Source organism: Komagataeibacter sp. FNDCF1, assembly GCF_021295335.1.
Taxonomy (GTDB): domain Bacteria; phylum Pseudomonadota; class Alphaproteobacteria; order Acetobacterales; family Acetobacteraceae; genus Komagataeibacter.
In genome coordinates this window covers 2,816,168-2,831,629 of the sequence record NZ_JAIWOT010000001.1, presented here as the reverse complement: position 1 = coordinate 2,831,629, position 15,462 = coordinate 2,816,168, and the positions used below count along the sequence as shown (strand labels likewise).

General features: G+C 64.7%; 13 protein-coding genes. 5 read left to right on the top strand and 8 right to left on the bottom strand.

What is annotated here, in order from left to right:
- The first annotated feature begins 108 nt into the window (after positions 1-108).
- The 3 genes from LDL32_RS13335 (at position 109) to LDL32_RS13325 (ending at position 2,231) form a co-directional block, all read left to right on the top strand.
- The gene (locus LDL32_RS13335) at positions 109-657 is read left to right on the top strand and encodes an ankyrin repeat domain-containing protein (protein ID WP_233067706.1); all 549 of its coding nucleotides are present in this window, start codon (positions 109-111) and stop codon (positions 655-657) included.
- A gap of 98 nt (positions 658-755) precedes the next feature.
- Positions 756-1,826, top strand: coding sequence for a histidinol-phosphate transaminase (gene hisC, locus LDL32_RS13330; RefSeq protein WP_233067705.1), 1,071 nt, complete (start codon positions 756-758; stop codon positions 1,824-1,826).
- Between the two features lie 135 nt (positions 1,827-1,961).
- Positions 1,962-2,231 (top strand): hypothetical protein, encoded by a 270-nt coding sequence (locus LDL32_RS13325; RefSeq protein WP_233067703.1) that lies wholly within the window; start codon positions 1,962-1,964, stop codon positions 2,229-2,231.
- A gap of 280 nt (positions 2,232-2,511) precedes the next feature.
- Here LDL32_RS13325 and LDL32_RS13320 read toward each other — a convergent pair whose 3' ends face one another.
- Positions 2,512-3,828 carry an MFS transporter gene (locus LDL32_RS13320; RefSeq protein ID WP_233067701.1) on the bottom strand — a complete coding sequence of 439 codons (1,317 nt, stop codon included), beginning with the start codon at positions 3,826-3,828 and terminating at the stop codon, positions 2,512-2,514.
- A 754-nt stretch (positions 3,829-4,582) separates the two neighbouring features.
- On the opposite strand from LDL32_RS13320, the gene LDL32_RS13315 reads away from it, so the two are divergent.
- Positions 4,583-5,035, top strand: a complete 453-nt coding sequence (locus LDL32_RS13315; protein WP_233067699.1) for a hypothetical protein — start codon at positions 4,583-4,585, stop codon at positions 5,033-5,035.
- Between the two features lie 18 nt (positions 5,036-5,053).
- Here LDL32_RS13315 and mdoH read toward each other — a convergent pair whose 3' ends face one another.
- The 3 genes from mdoH to LDL32_RS13300 all read right to left on the bottom strand — a co-directional run bounded on the left by mdoH (position 5,054) and on the right by LDL32_RS13300 (position 9,207).
- On the bottom strand, positions 5,054-7,240 hold the full coding sequence (gene mdoH / locus LDL32_RS13310) for a glucans biosynthesis glucosyltransferase MdoH (protein ID WP_233067698.1): 2,187 nt from the start codon (positions 7,238-7,240) through the stop codon (positions 5,054-5,056).
- Complete coding sequence (locus LDL32_RS13305; RefSeq protein WP_233068904.1) at positions 7,228-8,733, bottom strand: glucan biosynthesis protein; 1,506 nt, start codon at positions 8,731-8,733, stop codon at positions 7,228-7,230. The genes mdoH and LDL32_RS13305 overlap by 13 nt, the downstream gene beginning before the upstream one ends.
- A gap of 129 nt (positions 8,734-8,862) precedes the next feature.
- Positions 8,863-9,207: a winged helix-turn-helix domain-containing protein gene (locus tag LDL32_RS13300; protein ID WP_233067696.1), complete on the bottom strand. Its 345-nt coding sequence runs from the start codon at positions 9,205-9,207 to the stop codon at positions 8,863-8,865.
- Between the two features lie 81 nt (positions 9,208-9,288).
- On the opposite strand from LDL32_RS13300, the gene LDL32_RS13295 reads away from it, so the two are divergent.
- Positions 9,289-9,840 (top strand): GNAT family N-acetyltransferase, encoded by a 552-nt coding sequence (locus LDL32_RS13295; protein ID WP_233067694.1) that lies wholly within the window; start codon positions 9,289-9,291, stop codon positions 9,838-9,840.
- Between the two features lie 12 nt (positions 9,841-9,852).
- Here LDL32_RS13295 and LDL32_RS13290 read toward each other — a convergent pair whose 3' ends face one another.
- The 4 genes from LDL32_RS13290 to LDL32_RS13275 form a co-directional block, all read right to left on the bottom strand.
- Positions 9,853-11,316, bottom strand: a complete 1,464-nt coding sequence (locus LDL32_RS13290) for a mannitol dehydrogenase family protein (protein ID WP_233067693.1) — start codon at positions 11,314-11,316, stop codon at positions 9,853-9,855.
- Between the two features lie 40 nt (positions 11,317-11,356).
- On the bottom strand, positions 11,357-12,478 hold the full coding sequence (locus LDL32_RS13285) for an FUSC family protein (protein ID WP_233067691.1): 1,122 nt from the start codon (positions 12,476-12,478) through the stop codon (positions 11,357-11,359).
- 5 nt (positions 12,479-12,483) lie between these two features.
- Positions 12,484-14,049: a DegQ family serine endoprotease gene (locus tag LDL32_RS13280; RefSeq protein ID WP_233067689.1), complete on the bottom strand. Its 1,566-nt coding sequence runs from the start codon at positions 14,047-14,049 to the stop codon at positions 12,484-12,486.
- A gap of 78 nt (positions 14,050-14,127) precedes the next feature.
- Entirely contained in the window at positions 14,128-15,312 is a 1,185-nt protein-coding gene (locus LDL32_RS13275) for an OpgC family protein (protein WP_233067687.1), read from the bottom strand.
- Positions 15,313-15,462 lie beyond the last annotated feature (150 nt).

Here is a 15,462-nt window from a genome sequence, read left to right as displayed (position 1 = left end):
GCAGGATTGCCCGATGTTCTTTTTGGCCAAAGCGTACTATGATCGCGCGCATCCGGCGGGGCTGGCCACCGCCCCCATTCTCCACAACCCCACCAGCGAGGCAGGCACATGAGCAAGACAGTCGCCAGCGGCGAACCCGCCGCCGCCGCACCCGAATCCTTCAGCGAAGCGGAAATCGAGACCCTGTTCCTGTCCGCCGCGCGGGATGGGCAGACAGACCTCGTAAGCGAATTCCTCAAGGCGGGGATAAGCCCCGACACCCGCAATGAAAAGGGCTACACCGCGCTCATCCTCGCCGCCTACAATGGCCATGCCGAGACCGTGCGCGCCCTGCTTGAAGGGGGCGCGAAGCCCGACCTGCAGGATGACAAGGGGGCGACCGCGCTGGCCGGTGTCGCCTTCAAGGGCGACCTGCCCTGCGCGCGCGTGCTGGTCGCCCACGGCGCGGGCGTGGACATCCCCAATTTTGTCGGTCGCACGCCACTCATCTTCGCCGTGATGTTCAACCGTGACCCCATGGTGACCTTCCTGCTCGACCACGGCGCCAGTCCCGACCTGCGCGATGGCGAGGGCGTGAGCGCGCGCATGCTCGCGACCCGGCAGGGCAATGCCGTCGTGCTGAAGGCCATGGACCGCACGGCCGTCGTGCAGGACTGAAGCCCACCCGCGCACGGCTGCACCGGCCTGCGCGCCATGCTCCGCCATCCCGGCGGAGCTCTGCCTTTCCCGACCATGATAACCTGGAATTGATCCTGATGAGCCGTTTCTGGAGCCCGATCGTGCACACACTGACCCCGTACGTACCGGGGGAGCAGCCCAGACTGGCCAATCTCATCAAGCTCAATACCAACGAATGCCCGTATGGTCCCTCGCCGCGCGTGCTCGAGGCCATCCGTGCCGCCACGGATGACACGCTGCGCCTGTACCCCGACCCGACGGCCCATGCCCTGTGCGCCGCCATCGCCCGCGCGCATGACGTACCGGCCGATCATGTCTTTGTGGGCAACGGGTCGGATGAAGTGCTGGCCCATACCTTCCAGGGGCTGCTCAACCATGAAGCGCCGCTGCTGTTCCCCGATATCAGCTACAGCTTCTACCCCGTCTATTGCGGGCTGTATGGCATCAGTCACGAAGTCGTACCGCTGGACAGCGCCATGCGCATCGATATTGCGGATTACCGCAGGCCATGTGGCGGCATCATCATCCCCAATCCCAATGCCCCCACCGGCATGGCCCTGGGGCTGGATGCCATCCGTACCCTGGTGACCGACCACCCGGATGCCGTGGTGGTGGTGGATGAAGCCTATGTCGATTTTGGCGCGGACACGGCCATTCCCCTGGTAGCAGGTCATCCCAACCTGCTGGTGGTGCGCACCCTGTCCAAATCCAGCGCGCTGGCCGGGCTGCGGGTGGGCTACGCCATTGGCCAGCCCGACCTGATCGCGGCCCTGACACGCGTAAAGGACAGTTTCAACTCCTACCCGCTGGACCGGCTGGCGCAGGCTGGCGCCATTGCCGCGATCGAGGATCGGGAATGGCTTGCAAATACCCGCGAGAAGATCATAAGCTCACGCAACAGGCTGACCGACAGCCTGGGAAAGATGGGGTTCGAGGTCCTGCCCTCGCAGGCAAATTTCATATTTGCCCGCCATCCGGACCGTGACGCGGCCTATCTCGCCGCGGCCCTGCGGGAACGGGCGATCATCGTGCGTCATTTCCGGACCCCGCGCATCGCACAGTGGCTGCGTATCACCATTGGTACGGATTCAGAATGCCAGGCCCTCGTGACCGGCCTGGCAGATGTGCTGGCGCAGAACGGGGTGTAATACCCCCGGTTCATCACGTAACGGGCCCGTCCGGCCTGCCATGCCTGGCAGGCGGGGAACGGTACGTGCTGTCCCTCTTTCCATCCGACAGTAGACACCTCATTTCCTGGACCCGAGGTCCACAGGATACCTATCATGCGCGCATTCCACGGACAGATGTCCGATAACCAGCCGATCCGTCGCACACTTGCCGAAAAGCAGAAGCAGCTGCGTGACCTGCGCGAGACGCTGGCCACCATGAAATCCCATACCGCCCCCAGCCTGCGCGAAAGCGTGCAGAAGCGCATCCGCCAGCTTGAAAGCGAAGTGGCGGCGGCCCCGGCCCTCAAGCCGGGTGAAAAGCGCGGCGCCCCCGCAACCGACCGCCCACGCAACCCGCGCAGGCGGCCCGAACGCGGGATCTGATATCTACCCCTGCTACACGAAAGGCCGGACCACTGGGTTCCGGCCTTTTTTCATGCCCTGGCGCCATGACGGACGCTTCAGGCGGGATCACCTTTTTTCAGGCACGCGGCATGCCCTGAAGCTTTTTGAAAAAAGCTTTACCAAAAACTTCTGCATGATCTGTCTTTGAGAACGCCGCCTGCTGACGGAACGCGGTCATGAACGCAGGACGGGCCTGCCGTTGCCAGCAGGCCCGTCCGTTAGGACCACCCGAAGATGGCCCGCATGGTGTCCGGGAAAATCAGTGTCCCAGGGTCACTTCCTCCGCAATGTCACCGCGGGCGGCGGCTTCATCCAGATGGCGGCGGGCTTCGGGCGAGACGGTCAGCACCAGCGTCATGAGGGCCGAGGCGACATACAGGCCGGAGAAGATCCAGATGATCCCCTCGATCCCGCGCCAGGATTCGAACCATGTCACGATGGCCGGGCCAACCCATGTGCTTGCGCCAGCACCCAGACCCAGGGCGGACAGGGCGGCTGCCTTCTCCTTCGGGCAGATCTGCGGCACCAGGCCGGACAGCGGCACGAAGGCTGCGATGGTCGCCCCGTACAGCGCGCCCATGATGGCGGCGATGCCAAAGTTGCCGGGGAACATCTGCGGCACGTAGTAGAACAGCGGCACGGTGATCGCGGCACCAACGCACCCGAACAGGGCGACCACGGTACGATGGCCCAGACGGTCCGCCGTGATGCCCGATACCAGGTTCACCAGAATGTTCGACAGGAAGATGATCGACAGCAGCTGCAGCCACTGCGACAGCGAGAAGCCGATGACCTTCGTGAAGAACGCGGGCATGATCACAAGGAACGCATATTCGGACGACGTGTTGATGGTCCGCACGATCATGGCGACAAACGTCTTGGGTTCACGCCACAGGATGCTGATCGAACTGAAGAAGATCGTGGCCGGCGGTGTGCCCGGGGCCGCAAGGCGCCTGGAGCCGATTGGTTCACGCGTCATCAGCAGCGCCAGCAGGCCACCGAACATGACCAGCGCCAGCGAGGACCAGAATGTCGCCATCTCGCCAATCAGCGGAATGGAGAAGCTGGCAAACAGCGAACCCAGCGTGGGCAGCCCGCCGGAGAAGGCGAACCAGAACCAGCCTGCCGCCGAGCCAAGCTGGCGCGGCGGGGTTGCGGCCGCAATCCAGACCAGGAAGCCGTAGGTGAACAGCGGGTAGCCGAAACCACGCATGGTATAGGCCGCCAGCATGATCGGATAGCTGTTGACCGCCACGCCAAAGGTCAGGAACAGGACCTCGAACACACCCCAGATGGCAAGGCCGATCCACATGACCCGCTTGGGGCCCCACAGGTCGGACAGCGGCCCCGAGGCCCAGGACGACAGCGAGACGGTCACGCCATAGATGGTGAACAGCAGGGCGGTATCGCGCGACGAGATGCCCTGCCCTTCAAGATAGGGGGCAAGGTAGCCGGCTTCGACACCATCGCCGATCATGAAGAACAGCAGGCCCACGAACCCCCAGAACAGGGGTGCGGGAATGCCCAGCCGGTCAGCAAAGGACGTTGATTCGGACAGATTGTCTGTCTGTTTCAAGGGGAGAGTCTCCTCTTTCACAGGCAGCCGACACGAAGTTGAGGGGCTCCACCTCATTGCGGAGCGTCGATGCAGGCTGCGTCCGCACAGTCCGGCTTTCCGGAAACACCAGTGCGGAACCTCAGTTTCAACAGGGTCGGGCGTGCAATCGCCCGGACCGGTCGCGGAATATGGAAGCTGCAGTGGCCCCAGCGCCAAAACGCCAGCGCATCATGCCTGGCAAACCTGCTTCCATCAGACGTGCTACCGGCCAGAAGTCGTCAATCCGGCAGGAAAACGTACCTTGCGGCACGACTTGCAAAACAATTCGGTGACAAAACACATGCGCGCATCCGAAAAAGGGCACGATCACGTGATCTCTCGTCGCCGGAAAGACCAGAATTTGGCTAGATATACAGAATCGTTGTGATAACGAACCATTTCACAGTGATAGGATAGTTTCCAACCTCCGCCAGAACACCAAAAATATATTCAGCTGGGATAATCTATACTAAAAAACCTGCGTGAATGTAAGGGAATTTTCAAAATTTTGCTGAGATTCCGATTTTTCCATGATTATATAATGACTTTTCAGAACATATTTTTATGCATACTGAATATGCATTGTCCGGCGGGCCATCTTTCGCGCGGCGGTGGTTCCTGCCATAGTCGGCCTCCCGCCTTTCCCGCCCGGTCGGGACCGCACGCGCGTGCGGGTCAGGCATTGCCTGCGGTATTTCCCCATGCCGGGGCATGGACAAACGGAACGCTTACGGTGAACATCAAGCTGTCTCTACGCCTTGCCGCATTGCCGGCCGCACTGCTGCTCTCGCCCGCACTGTCCTGCACCACGGCCCATGGCCAGAGCCTGGCCACGCAGAAGGTGCAGCGCGCGATGGATGTGCTGCGTCTCAAGCCGGATCTGGCCAGCAAGGCCTGTCTCGACAAGCTTGATGACATGCACAAGATGGAAAAGGTGATCGAGGACGCCAGCGACCAGGCGCACAACCCCAACCTGTCCCTGGCGCATGACGTGATGGAATCGGATTACGAGGACGCGACCGAATCCTGCGTGCCCGACGCGGCAAAGCTGTGCGCCAACCCCGGCCCGCTGGCCAGCGCCAACCAGAAAAAGCTGTGCGATGCGCTGGATGCGATCATGACCGTTGACGGGTCGGATGAGGGCGAGGAGATGGCCACCCCCCCGCAGGGCACGGCCTCCGACTGATTGCCTGCCGCCCGCCCGTCAGGGCAGCCCGGCCAGTATCCGGAGACCTTCGGCACTGCCCAGCACGGCTGATTTTTCCGCACGGTCGAGCGTGTGCACGGCGCTGGCCAGATCCGGCGCCTCACGCACCTTGAGCAGCCCCACCAGCAGCGCGGGATTGATCGGATCACCCGGCCTGCGTGGCGGTGGCAGCATGATCTCATGCACCCTGAGCAGCCCGCTACGCGTCCGCAGGGCGGCAATGGCCTCCTGCACGGGGTGGCCCGCCATCTGGCGCATATAGCTGATGGCTTCCGCCAGCACGGGCGGGGGGGCCGTTTCCTCGGGGATCAGCAGCAGGCGGGCGCGCCTGAATGCCTGCCCCACGGCATCACTGCCGGTCAGTACCGCCAGCGGAATGGCACAGACCAGCCCGAATGTGACCGGCAGCATCCATAAGAACAGGGGCAGCGAGACACTCCATGCCGCCGTCGCCAGGGCTAGGCCCAGCACGGTATGAAGCATGTACAGCCGCACGTTCTGCATGACCTGCAGGCCACCTGCGTCACGCCGCTGGGCATTCCAGCCTGAATCACGCCCCAGCAGGATCGACAGCACGCCACCGGTCTGGATCAGCATGGCGATGGGAGCCAGCAGGCCGCCCACCACCGTTTCCACCAGTATGGACGCCCCTGCCGCGATCGCCCCCCCGCAGCCACGGCGCAGCGGGCCGTCAATGAGCAGCAGGACATAGGCCAGTATCTTGGGGGCCAGCAGCACGACCATGGTGCCAATGAACATGTATTCGGCCTGTACCGGATCAACATGCGGCCAATGCGGATAGAGCAGCTTGGTATCGCCAAAGTATTCCGGCTTGTAAAAGCGGCTCTGGAGCGAGACCACGATACCCACCAGCAGGAAGATCAGCCACAGCGGCGCCGTGACGTACGAGCCGATGCCCATGAGCATGTGCATGCGGCTGACCCAGTGCAGGCCACGGGTGGAGACCACCTTGGCATGCTGGAGATTGCCCTGGCACCACCGCCGGTCACGGATGGCGATGTCGGTCAGCGAGGGCGGGCTTTCCTCATACGACCCGCTCAGGGCGGGCACCATGTGGATGGCCCAGCCACCCCGGCGCATCAGGGCTGCCTCCACGAAGTCGTGGCTCATGATCGCACCGCCGAAGGGCTTGCGCCCCGGCAGGTGCGGCATGCCCGCCTGCTCGGCAAAGGCCGCGGTGCGGATGACCGCGTTATGGCCCCAGTAATTCCCCTCCGACCCATGCCACCATGCAATGCCATGGGCAATCAGCGGGCCGTACACGCGGCCGGCGAACTGCTGCATGCGGGCGAACAGGGTCTGGCCGTTCACGATGACCGGCAGCGACTGGATCAGCCCCACGCCAGGATTGTGCTCCATGGCCGATGTCAGCCGCACGATCACATCCCCGGACATGACGCTGTCGGCATCGAGCGTGATCATCTGCTGGTAGGCCGCGCCATAGGTACGCACCCACTCGCCTATGTTGCCTGCCTTGCGGTCGGTATTGACAGCGCGCCTGCGGTAGAACAGCCGCCCGCCCCAGCCGGTGGCGCGACACAGGGCCATGTAGGCCGCTTCCTCCGCCACCCATATGTCGGGATTGGTGGTGTCGGACAGGATGAATACATCAAACGCGCGCTCCTGCCGGGTGGCGGCAAGGCTGTCGATGGTGGCGCGCAGCCCGGCCATGACGCGGCCGGGGTCCTCGTTATAGGTCGGCATGAGCAGCGCGGTGCGGGTGGCAAGCCGGGGCAGCGGGCCGCTGCGCGCAATGCCCAGTCCCAGCCCGCCACCGGCCAGCATGGAACAGAACCCCGCCACGGCAGAGGTAAAGGCCAGCGCGATCCACATGAACAGCAGCACGAACAGCACCAGCATCACCATGCCCGCGACCGAGCGCTGCACGGCGTTGAACACCAGGTCCATCTCGTAACCGGCGGCCCCGGTCATGGCCAGGGCACCGCCGATCACCAGCAGCCGGCGCAGGCTGATCAGCCGCCACTCGGTAGAGGGCGTGTGGCTGCGCCCGTGCAGATCGGGCGCCTCCTCCAGCGCATGGACGGGCATGTCCAGCGGGGCAGGACGGGGCAGCGCGCTCCAGCCCTGCGGCAGCCGCGTGTCTGCGCCGGTACCGCCCGCAGGTGGTGGCTCGGGCGGGGCGCTGGCTGCTACGGTGTCCATCGGTAGACCCATTCTTCCGACACGGGACCATTGTCATCGGCCAGCACGCAGTTCAGTTCCGCCACCTTGGCATCACCTGGCGCGAATTCGAAGGTGCTGCGCCAGCCATGGATGGGGGGCACCGGCTCGACCACCACATTGCGGATTTCACCTGCCGAGGTACGGCACTGCAGATGGAAATGCGGGTTGTCGGGCAACTTGTCGAACGGTGTTCCGACAAAATCGAGATCAAAGAAACGGGTATGCGAATCATCCGTCGACTCACCCACGCGGGTGGCATTGATGCGCGCCAGCCTGGTGGGCCATGGCGTGTCCCATCCCCAGTACATGCGATAGGTGAAGACATATTCATGCCCCGCCTCCAGCGCATCCTGCGGGCGCCAGAAAGCGACGATGTTGTCATTAACCTCGTTGGGGGTGGGAATTTCCACCAGGTCCACCGAACCCGCAGCCCAGTCCCCGATCGGCTCGATCCACAGGGACGGCCGCTTTTCATAGTTGAGGGAGACATCCTCGAAATCGGTAAAGGCGCGCTTGCGCTGCATCAGGCCGAAGCCATGCGGCCGCACGTCACTGAAGGCGGAGAACTGCAGGTCACGCGGGTTGCGCAGCGGCCGCCACAGCTGCTGGCCGCTACCGGTCCACATTGACAGGCCCTCGCTGTCATGGGCTGCGGGGCGCCAGTCATCCACGCGGGTGCGGTCATTGGCGTCGAAATAGAACATGCCGGTCAGCGGCGCGATACCGGACTGGGCAATGGCCTTGCGCGGGTAGAGATACGACTGGACATCAAAGACCGTCGTCTCACCCGGCCGGATGGTGAAACGGAACGCACCGGCCAGCGACGGGCTGTCCAGCAGGGCATGGATGACCACGCTGTCCACGCCCGCCTTGGGCTTTTCCAGCCAGAAGGCGCGGAACAGGGCGAACTCCTCCCCCGTCGGGTTGCCGGTGCCATTGGCGAAGCCACGCGCGGACAGTCCGTAATTCTGCCCCTTGGCCACGGCACGGAAATAGGAGGCACCAAGGAAGACGCAGAACTCCTCCATCACGCCCGGCGTGTTGATCGGCGCGCGCAGCCGCAGGCCGGCAAAGCCGATATCCTCGTTCACCCGCAGGGCAGGGTCGTTATAGGTGAACATGTCGGCGTTGAAGGCGATGGGACGGGACTGGCCGTCGATCACCTCGTTCATTTCGATCCGGGGGGCGTACAGATAGCCGCGGGGAAAGAATTCGACATCGAAACCCAGGTTCTCACCATGCCACAATGCCTGTTCCGAGCGGAACGTCATGGAATTGTACTGGTCAAAGTTCAGGTTCCGCAGTGCTGCGGGCAAGGTCTGGGAAGGTGCCTGATAGGCCTGCTGCGAAAGCTGGTGCGCCAGCGTGCGTACGGTAGTGGCATCAAAATTGGCGCTCTGCGCAGCGCGGGCCGACCGTGTGGGGGCCATGCCCGCGCCGTACAGGACCGACAGGGCTGTTCCCGCCTTCATGAAATCGCGTCGTAGCACTGAGTTAAACTCCAGTTCGTTCTTCTTTATTAGATATAATGACACATTAATTATTGTTTATTGGCAGGCAGACCATCGAGATGACCACGATCGGGGTCGCCCGTGGTTTTTTCACGGCGGGGATGAACACATGGCCGCCAGGGTTTCAAGCGGTCCACGGGCGGCATTCCGGGTTGCCTGCTCGATTTCACGGTAAAGCCGCAATACCGCCTCCCCTTCCGCCGAAAGGCCGGCCCCGCCCCCACCACCGGGACGGGCCGCCACCAGCGGGCGCACGAAGGCGGTATTCATCGATTCAACCAAAAGCCAGGCCCGCCGGTAGGACATGCCCATGGCCCGGGCCGCGCCGGAAATGGAACCCGTCTCGCCAATCTGTTCCAGCAGGCGGATCTTGCCGTGCCCGAGCAGCGGCGTGCCATTGGCGTCCAGCCGTAATGTCAGGCGCATTTCCGTCATGGTGTTCCATCCCTCAACCAGCAGCTATACCATTGCCCCCTTCTACCGGAAACGATGTTATCTGGAACGGATTTTCCTATCATGCCCACAGTTCCATCCCACACCGGCTGCACGGACGCTGCGCCCGCCGTCCCGTCATGGCGCCCGATGCGGGCGGATGACATGGCCGGGGTCGTGGCGCTGGCAGCCCGGCTGCACCCCCTGTGCCCCGAACGGGAAGCCGTGCTTGATGAACGCCGCAGGCTCTGCCCCGAAGGCTGCCTGGTCCTGCCGGATGCCCGGGATATGGTGGGAGGCTACATGCTCAGCCACCCCTGGCGGATGGCATGCCCGCCGGCGCTGGATACCTGTCTGGACCACCTGCCGGGGCGGCCGGACTGCTGGTACCTTCATGACATCGCCATCCTGCCCGCGCTGCGCGGCCGTGGGGCCACGCGGGCCGCATTACAAATCATGACACGGGCCGCGCATGCGCTGGGCATGGACTGGCTGGCCCTTGTGGCAACGGAGGGCGCGGGACCGGTCTGGGCGCATCTGGGCTTCGTGCCCACACCGGGCATATCGACCGCCATCATCGCCACCTATGGCGCGGATGCCCGCGCCATGCGCCGCGCGATCGCACCAGCACCCTGAAGGCCGCGCGCATCAGGTGGGCAGGCTGGCCCGCACGCCGCGTTCACGAATGGCCCTGCGGGCCGCGACCACGGCGGCATCAAGTTCGGTCGTGTCCATGTCACGCCAGCCATCGAAGGCTGGCAGCGCAAGGGCCGCCGCAGGGTCACTGGCATTGACAAGCGCCATTTCGTCCGCATCCAGCGTGGGTTCGATGGGGGTATAGCCCTCCCCCCTTTCATCCTGTCCGCGCAGCATTTCCATATAGGCGGCGATGCCGAAGGCAATGCGCTGCAGGTCGTGCCCGCTGGTCAGTGAGCGGCGCACGGTATCCGTCCAGAACACCCGTACCTTCGATGCGCCGTCGCTGCATATGCGCAGCAGCGTATCCGCCACCGCACGGTTGGAAAAACGGCTGAGCAGGCGCCTGCGATAGGCATCAAGATCGACACCCGCGGGCGCGTCGATCTGCGGCATGGCATCCTGTGTCCAGTAGGCATTGGCGAAGCGGACCAGATCCGCGTCCTCCACCGTTTCATGCGCGTAGCGATAGCCCAGCAGCAGCCCCATCGCGCCCAGCAGGACATGCGACGCATTGAGCATACGTACCTTCACCTGCTCGTAACCCGCCACGTCCTCCACAAATTCCACCCCCGCTTCTTCCAGCGCGGGGCGGCCATTGCAGAAGTTGTCCTCCAGCACCCACTGGCTGAAATCCTCCGCCAGCACGGGCAGGTCATCATCCAGCCCGCTGGCTTCATTCAGCGCATTGCGCGTTGGCGTGTCCACGCCGGGGGTGATGCGGTCCACCATGGAACAGGGAAAGGTGACATTGGCGTCAATCCAGGCGGCCAGCCCTTCATCCAGCGCGCGGGCATAGCTGACAAAGGCGGTATGCGCGACATGGCCGTTGCTGCGCAGGTTATCGCAGGACAGCACGGTAAAGGGGGCAATACCCGCCTCGCGCCGGCGGCGCAGCCCCTCCACCACATAGCCGAATACGGTCGTGGGCCGGCGCGGATTGTCCAGATCGGCGCGCACGGCTGGCGCATCCAGACGGAACAGGCCGGTTTCCTCATCAATATGGTAGCCGCCTTCCGTAATCGTCATGCTGACGATCCGGGTTTCGGGGTCCGCCAGTCGGCGCAGCACGGCCTCGGGGTCCGCCGGGGCCAGCAGGTATTCACGCAGCGCCCCGATAACGGATACCGTGCGTGCGCCATCGGCGGTGACTTCCGTCAGGGAATACAGGCAGTCCTGCTGCTGGAATTCGCGGGCCTTGGCCTCCCCCCGGCTGCCACCATTCAGGCCCACGCCCACGATTCCCCACGCCGACTGACCGGGCAGGGCGAGGCATCTGTCCACGTACCAGGCCTCATGCGCGCGAAAGAAGTTGCCGACACCAAAATGAACGATCCCGCGCCCCACTTCCGCCCGTCTGTAACGTGGTCCCTGCACGCCAGCGGGAAGATGATGGAGGATTGTTTCATTCAGCATGGCGCCTGTGTACTCCGTGTCGGTGGCGTCCGCGCCCGTCCTATTCCTTCATGGGCCGGCCGGAACCGGCCGGGGCGAACGCGGCCTCGGCCAGCAGCGGATGCCCCGATAGGGGGAACGGACCATCATCCGTACGCCCATCAGACCAGATGTTGCGCACGGCAAGCCGCATGTCCGCATGCAGCAGTCCGACAGCAAAACGCATGACGGGGGTCCAGTGTTCCCCCACCTGCTGCAACTGGTCCAGTATATCGCACATGTCCTGCTCGGGCAGCGGGCCGCCCCGCCGCCGGGTGGTGGCAAGCGTGTCGCAGCGTGTGGCCATCTGGCCCAGCACGCTGGCCAGCATGTCGCGCTCCCGGGCCAGGATGTCCCCCGTGCGGGCGGTTTCGCCCTCCACGGCGGCGCGGGCTATGAAGATGGCGTCCGACCGGATCCGGCGCAGGAGCCCCGGCAGGCGGGCAACCAGCGGGTCATGCCGCGCCAGCGAACCGGCCGGGTGCTCGACCTCGGCTTCCTGCACGCCGTCATTCATGTCCTGCAGCAGGGAGCGGCACATCCCGTCCACCGTGGCCAGCGCGTCATGGTCGGGGTTCTGGTGGAGTGCCCCGGTCAGCAGGTCGGCCAGACGGCGCAGCAGGCTTGCGGCATTGCCCAGCACTTCGCGCCGCGCCTCGTTACGCAGTACGAAGAAGGACACCGCGAACGACACCACCACCCCGGTCATGATCGAGGCGATGCGCTGCAGCGGCCTCGAAAACGGTTCCCCCGTGGCGGGAAACAGCAGCACGACCATCAGGGTGACAATGGCCACCCGCATCTTGGGCCGCAAGGCCACCAGCACCGCCAGCGGCATGAGCATGACCCAGAACACCATGCCCACCGACAGCGCGCACCACTGTTCCAGCGCAATGGCGGACATGCCGGCCGCCGCCCCGATCAGCGTGCCCACGATCTGCTCGCGCCCGGTGGAGAGCGTCTGGGTCAGCCGGGTCTGGGTTATGACGATGACCGATGTGATCAGCGCCCAGACCGGCTCATCCAGATGGATGATGGTGGCGACAATGCCCGACAGGATGAGCGAGACGTTCATCCGCACGACCTGCCGCCACGTACCCCGCCGCGCGATGGAAAGCAGCAGGTTCTTCAGCCGTTCATGCATGCGGCTCAGTGTCCGCTCCCGTCCGGCAGGGGAAAGGGCACCCAGCGCAGGCCATCGGCATTCTGCACCAGGAACAGCACGGTCTTGCGGTGCTGGGTACGGGCCGCATCAAGCTGGCGACGCAGGTCGGCGGGGGTGTTGACGGCGGCCTGCTGCACCTCGGTCACCACGTCACCGGGGCGCAGGCCGCGTTCGGCGGCCGGGCTGTCATCGGTCACACCGGTTACCAGAACGCCCTTCTGTCCATCCGCCATGTTGTATTTCTGGCGCGCGATGTCATCGATCTCGCCCACCGTAAAGCCCATGCCCGCAACAGCCATGCTGCCCTGTGCCGGGTTTTTTGCCGCCGGGTGGGCGCTGTCGGCCCTGTCGGTCTTTTCCTCGGGCAGGGCGCCGATGGTGATGGTGACATTCATCTGCTGGCCCTTGCGCCAGATGCCCAGGTGCGCCACGCTGCCGCCCGCCAGTTCCGCCACAAGCCGCGGCAGGGCGCGGCCATCGATGTCCTTGCCGTTCAGGGTCTGGATCACGTCGCCGGTCTGCAGATGGGCGTTTGCGGCCGGGCCCTTGGGCTCAACGCCTGCGATCAGCGCGCCATGGGCGCTTTTCAGGCCAAGGCCATCGGCGATTTCCTGCGTCACGTCCTGAATGCGCACGCCAATCCACCCGCGCGTGACCCGGCCGTGCTGGCGCAGCTGGGTGATGATGCCCTGCGCTTCGGCCGAGGGAATGGAAAAGCCGATGCCGATCGACCCGCCTGAAGGCGAGAAGATGGCGGTATTGATGCCGATCACCTCACCATGCAGGTTGAACAGCGGGCCACCGGAATTGCCCTTGTTGATGGGGGCATCGGTCTGGATGAAATCGTCATACGGCCCCTGCTCGATATTGCGCCCGCGGGAGGACACGATACCCGCCGTGACCGTGCCCGACAGGCCGAAGGGATTGCCGATCGCCAGCACCCAGTCCCCTACGCGGGCGTGGTCGCTGTCACCAAAGGGCACGGCGGGCAGCGGTTTGGGGCTGTCCACCTTCAGCACGGCAAGGTCGGTGCGGTCATCATGGCCCAGCAGGCGGGCCTTGAGCACGGTATTGTCCTGCAGCGTTATGGTGATCTGGTCGGCGTGGCGGACAACGTGGTTGTTGGTCACGATCACGCCCGAGGGGTCGATGATGAAGCCCGAACCCAGCGCCTGCATCTTGCGTGGCGGCGCGTTGGGACTGTCCTGACGGTTCATGAAATCATGGAAGAATTTCTCGAACGGCGAACCTTCGGGAAAATTGGGGACCTGCGGCGTGTTGTCGCCGTCATCACCGTCATCGCCGTCGTCCTCGCCGGGGCGGACCATCTCGGTGGTGGAGACGTTGACCACGGCGGGCAGCAGCCGTGCCGCAAGGTCGGCAAAGCTGTCGGGCATGTTGCGCCCCTCACCGGGCAGGCGCATCGGCGTTGCCGCGGGCGGCGCGGGCGCGGGCGCCGGGTCAGCCGCCTGCGCGACATGTCCCCCCAGGGCCGTGGCCAGCCCTACGGCAAGGCAGGATCGGGAAAAGGCAGCGGCACGAAGGGACATGGGGCTCATACATCCTGCTGAACGGGATCGGGACGGAGCACCTATATCACGCCCTTCACGCACGCGGAAACCGCGACGTCAGTTCCGGCACAGCGGCACGCCCGCCGGTATGCCACCGCCGGGCGCGGGGCGGGACTGGCGCGCGCGTATCCGCGCACGCTCCCGGTTGCGCGCCACCGCCAGCAGCACGACAAAGCCCGCCACATTGACCACCACCTGCATGGCCCAGCCCGTGCCAAAACTGGTCAGTACCAGCCGCCCGTACAGGTCGATCAGGGTGCCTGCGGTGAAGATTTCCAGCGAATGCCGCCCGAACAGCGCCATGAGCTGCCCGCCCCGGCTGGCCGCAAGCACCGTCGCCCGCCCCGATGACTGCACCAGGTAGAACAGCGCCAGCACATCCAGCAGCCGCCATGGCGAGAGGACCATCTTGTCCGGCGCGGACATGACCACGGGCCGCAGGTCGGTCAGGCCCCAGTCCGTCCACGGAAAGGACTGCACGGCGGAGAAGACAAGATAGCCCATGCACATCCATGCCAGCGCCCGCACGCGCGGCAGGCTGCCATCATGCCCGCCCGCCACCCGGGCGGCGCACACGCCCAGCACGAACAGGAACTGCCAGGCCAGCGGGTCGAAATACCAGCCATCGGGGTCCAGCCAGTTGGGAAAGTTGAGACGCGGGTCAAGATTGACCACCAGCCATACGGCAGCGCTCAGCCCCAGCACCACGGCCGTGCCCACCCCGCGCAGCAGCAGGTACAGCGGCGCGAACCCCAGCAGAAGCACGATATAGAGCGGCAGGATGTTCAGGTTGCCCGGCAGCGCCTGCAATGTCAGTACGCGCCATGCCGAATCCAGCCCGTGCGCCAGTTCCGGCTCCAGGAAATCAACCGGTACCGGCCAGAAATGCCGCCATATGCGGATGGTGGAAATGCACACCACCACCATCACCATCTGGTATGCATAAAGCTGCCAGCACCGCCGCCCGATCCGCCCCAGCACCGTCATGGCCGGCTGGCGCCCAAACGCCCGCCCGTAGGCCAGCCACGAGGCATAGCCCGCCAGCAGCACGAACACCTCCGCCGCATCGGCAAAACCCACATTGCGCATGGTGAAGCGGTTGAGCACATCCTGCGGGATATGGTCGATGCACATCATGAGCAGTGCCGCGCCGCGCAGGGCGTCGATTCTGTGGTCACGCCGATGGGGTACGTGCCGGGGCGCGGGATGGGATGTGGACGCTGGCGAAATGGATGTGCCCATGGTGTTCCCTGTCAGCCTGAACAATGCGTCTGGAGGCCGGAGGCCGCACATCCGCATGCCGTGCGTAAAGCAGCAAATCCGGCCGGAGGCCATTCCCGGCGGGCAGGGATGCCCCGCATGCCCGGCATGGCGGCCAGCCCGGTGGCCCGT

Excerpts from the sequence above, each read along its gene's own strand:
- LDL32_RS13335 (WP_233067706.1), top strand. The coding sequence starts at position 109 with ATGAGCAAGACAGTCGCCAGCGGCGAACCCGCCGCCGCCGCACCCGAA.
- mdoH (WP_233067698.1), bottom strand. The coding sequence starts at position 7,240 with ATGGACACCGTAGCAGCCAGCGCCCCGCCCGAGCCACCACCTGCGGGC.
- hisC (WP_233067705.1), top strand. The coding sequence starts at position 756 with ATGAGCCGTTTCTGGAGCCCGATCGTGCACACACTGACCCCGTACGTA.
- LDL32_RS13275 (WP_233067687.1), bottom strand. The coding sequence starts at position 15,312 with ATGGGCACATCCATTTCGCCAGCGTCCACATCCCATCCCGCGCCCCGG.
- LDL32_RS13300 (WP_233067696.1), bottom strand. The coding sequence starts at position 9,207 with ATGACGGAAATGCGCCTGACATTACGGCTGGACGCCAATGGCACGCCG.
- LDL32_RS13295 (WP_233067694.1), top strand. The coding sequence starts at position 9,289 with ATGCCCACAGTTCCATCCCACACCGGCTGCACGGACGCTGCGCCCGCC.
- LDL32_RS13290 (WP_233067693.1), bottom strand. The coding sequence starts at position 11,316 with ATGCTGAATGAAACAATCCTCCATCATCTTCCCGCTGGCGTGCAGGGA.
- LDL32_RS13280 (WP_233067689.1), bottom strand. The coding sequence starts at position 14,049 with ATGTCCCTTCGTGCCGCTGCCTTTTCCCGATCCTGCCTTGCCGTAGGG.
- LDL32_RS13325 (WP_233067703.1), top strand. The coding sequence starts at position 1,962 with ATGCGCGCATTCCACGGACAGATGTCCGATAACCAGCCGATCCGTCGC.
- LDL32_RS13285 (WP_233067691.1), bottom strand. The coding sequence starts at position 12,478 with ATGCATGAACGGCTGAAGAACCTGCTGCTTTCCATCGCGCGGCGGGGT.
- LDL32_RS13305 (WP_233068904.1), bottom strand. The coding sequence starts at position 8,733 with ATGAAGGCGGGAACAGCCCTGTCGGTCCTGTACGGCGCGGGCATGGCC.